This window comes from Salinivibrio sp. PR5, from assembly GCF_001996085.1.
GTDB lineage: Bacteria > Pseudomonadota > Gammaproteobacteria > Enterobacterales > Vibrionaceae > Salinivibrio > Salinivibrio proteolyticus.
Genome location: NZ_MUFK01000084.1, coordinates 1 through 3264, shown reverse-complemented (window position 1 = coordinate 3264; position 3264 = coordinate 1). Strand labels below are relative to the sequence as shown.

The 3264-nt window shown below is 47.4% G+C and carries 3 protein-coding genes; 2 read left to right on the top strand and 1 reads right to left on the bottom strand.

The window, feature by feature from the left end; translation table 11 throughout:
• Nucleotides 1–66: 66 nt before the first annotated feature.
• The gene (locus tag BZG82_RS15875) at nt 67–1200 is read left to right on the top strand and encodes an MFS transporter (protein ID WP_077766305.1); all 1134 of its coding nucleotides are present in this window, start codon (nt 67–69) and stop codon (nt 1198–1200) included.
• A 45-nt stretch (nt 1201–1245) separates the two neighbouring features.
• Here BZG82_RS15875 and BZG82_RS15870 read toward each other — a convergent pair whose 3' ends face one another.
• A complete protein-coding gene (locus BZG82_RS15870) occupies nt 1246–1530 on the bottom strand; it encodes a hypothetical protein (protein ID WP_077662745.1) in 285 nt (94 codons plus the stop codon).
• Nucleotides 1531–1690: 160 nt separating this feature from the next.
• Here BZG82_RS15870 and BZG82_RS15865 point away from each other — a divergent pair, with 160 nt between their 5' ends.
• Entirely contained in the window at nt 1691–3076 is a 1386-nt protein-coding gene (locus BZG82_RS15865) for a class II fumarate hydratase (RefSeq protein WP_108742999.1), read from the top strand.
• Nucleotides 3077–3264: the final 188 nt, after the last annotated feature.

Genomic DNA, 3264 nt, shown 5'->3' with positions numbered 1-3264 from the left:
ATATTATAATAGACAAAGTGCTGATGTTGGTAGTCTAAGACCTCATTGTTTTCTCCAGAGGTCATTATGCAAACACGGACTTTTAGCCTGACTTTAGCTATGGCTTTAATGATGTTTCCGCAAATTGCAGAAACGATTTACAGCCCGGCGCTCCCCGAACTTGCTTTACACTTTTCGGTTACTCCCGATATCGCTTCGCAAACCTTATCTAGCTACTTTGTTGCTTTTGCATTTGGCGTTGTTTTTTGGGGGAGAGCTTGTGATGTTATAGGTCGTCGGCTGAGTATGCTCGCTGGTTTGGGTGTCTATGCGATGGCGTGCTTGCTTGCCGTGTTTAGTTCTACTTTTAGCCTTGTTTTGTTGGCCAGAGTCATGGCTGCTTTTGGTGCCGCGGTTGGGTCAGTTGGCACGCAAACAATGATTAGAGATTGCTATAGTCGTACCCAATTGACGCGAATGTTCGCAGTGATGGGGATTGCCATTGCACTGAGCCCTGCGATTGGCGTGTTGGCTGGAGCGTTATTGGTAGGTTTTCTTGGTTATCAAGGCGTTTTTATTGGGCTGGCTATTACGTCTGTAGGACTTTTTCTTTACACCTATCAGTGCTTACCTGAGACCCGAAGGGCTGATAACTCTCTTCCTCCGATAGTACCGATTTTACGGCGCTTAATGATGGATGTTGATGTCTGGTTCAGTGCTGTCTTGGTGGCTGCATTTAACATTAATTTATTTGCTTACTACCAGCTTGCGCCTTTCTATTTTAGCGCTTTGCGTATCCCGCCCTCATTGTATGGCTACTCAGGTTGCATCTTAGCACTAGGGATAGGTATGGGAGCCATCGTGAATAAGAAGCTTTTAGCAAGAGGCTGGGTGTATAAGCCGTTACTTTTATTGTCTTGCCTCGTCTCTACCCTAGGAAGTATTGCGGTTTGGAGGCTAGAAACCAGTCCGTGGTTTGTGATGCCTATGATATTCGTTGTGATGGCGTATGGGATTGCGATCCCTAACATTCTCGCATACGCGCTTCGCCACTACGCTGATTGTGTCGGTACGGCTGGTGCCCTATTCGGTATGCTCTATTACGGGTTAATTGGTATTGGATTAGCAAGCGTAGGAGCAGAGCAAGCTCTGGGGATAAGTTTGACTGTCAGTAGTATAGTCGCGATGTACATTGGGTGGTGGCAGACAAAATCGGTCTGAACTGCGTTTTTAGGCGGGCACTGTCGCGACTAATCCGGTCAAGGTTTACTCACCGATATCCAAATTAATCTCATCGGCCCATGGCATGTCTGGCAAGGTGTCTAAGTTGGCTTCATAGCGGGACAGGGTAAATTGCCCGTTGTGATTGTTAACATCATAGATCTCAACCATTAACGCACAGGCAATGTACTCGATAGCTTCGTCGCGTGAATAGCCGGTCATACGCAGGCGCATCAAGGTTTCTGCTACCTTTTTAGGGTCTTGGTCGGCGATCTGGTTCTCAACCACTTCAATCAAGTTAGCGATACTGGTACTGGTTTCATCTTGCATGGTATTGCTCATTATGGGTGATAGTGACGTCATACTAGGGGATGCAAGCCTGAGAGGCACGGATTTTTTGTCAGCCTATGACGTCACTAACTTCATTTAGTTAACTCAATATGTTAATGATAACCATTATCGAAATGGTGTGGCGAATGAAAAGGATATAATCATGGTGAAAACACGTATCGAAAAAGACAGTATGGGTAATGTTGAGGTACCTGCTGATGCGCTGTACAAAGCACAAACACAGCGAGCCGTGAATAACTTTGCGGTCAGTGACCAGACGATGCCTGAGGATTTTATTCGCGCGTTAGCCATGGTGAAGCATGCAGCGGCAACGGCTAACGAAGAGCTGGGCTTACTGGATGGTAATATCGCACATGCGATTCGCCAAAGTGCCGAATCTATCATGGATGGTGAGCATTTAGCGCAGTTTCCCGTTGATGTGTTTCAGACTGGCTCAGGCACCAGTTCAAACATGAATATGAATGAAGTGCTGGCAACGTTAGCCTCTGAAAAGTGTGGTGAAACGGTCAGCCCCAACGATCATGTCAACATGAGTCAGAGTAGCAACGATTCTGTTCCTACGGCTATCCAGATCAGTGCCACATTAGGCTGTGAAAAAGCCTTACTTCCCGCGTTAGCGCATTTACGTGATGCGTTACAGGAAAAGAAACGCAAAGTCGGCCATATCGTGAAAACGGGTCGCACTCACTTGATGGATGCGATGCCTGTGACTCTTGGCCAAGAGCTAGATGCTTGGACTCAGCAGGTCGAACACGCGATGGTACAAATTACCCAAAGTCTATCATCGGTGCGCGCACTGGCTCAGGGTGGCACGGCAGTGGGAACGGGAATCAATGCTCATCCATTGTTTGCCGAGCGTTTTGTCAACGCAGTCTGTGCGTGCAGCCACTCGTCATTCACGGCGAGCGAGAATCCTTTTTTTGCTATTGGTAGCCAAGATGCGCTGGTGACATTGCACGGCCAGTTGAAGACAACCGCGGTTGCAGTTATGAAACTGAGTAACGATTTACGTTGGATGAACTCGGGCCCACTGGCCGGGCTTGGAGAAATTGAGCTAGAGGGGTTACAGCCCGGATCGTCTATTATGCCGGGGAAAGTGAATCCTGTTATTCCAGAATCTGCTGCTATGGTTGCGGCGCAAGTGATGGGCAACGACACTACCATCACGGTGGCGGGGCAATCGGGGAATTTTGAGCTGAACGTGATGTTGCCTGTGATTGCTGCCAACTTACTGCAAAGTATTCGTCTATTGGCGAATGCTGCTCATCTGCTAGCAGATAAAGCGGTGGCGACCTTTAAAGTGCGAGAAGATAACTTACAGTCAGCGCTAGCCCGTAACCCTATTTTAGTAACGGCGCTTAACCCAGTTGTGGGTTACCTTAAAGCCGCTGAAATTGCGAAGAAGGCGTATCAACAGGGCCGGCCTATCTTGGATGTCGCGGAGGAAGAAACGGATCTCGGCCGCGAGCATTTGTCGCAATTGCTTGATCCAGCCAAGCTCACCGAAGGCGGTATCGCTGAATAGAAGAGATTAGCGCTATGTGGCATCGGACGCGACGTAAAATACGTTTGCGTCCGTTTTTTATTCTTTAGCGTTTAAGTAGACTAAATTTTTATATTTTACTATCTTGCTTCTCAAGCTCTATAGCTACTTTCTGCCTAGTGAATTCTTTATAAAGTGAAGCTTTATCTTTTGGGTCGATATAATTGGGT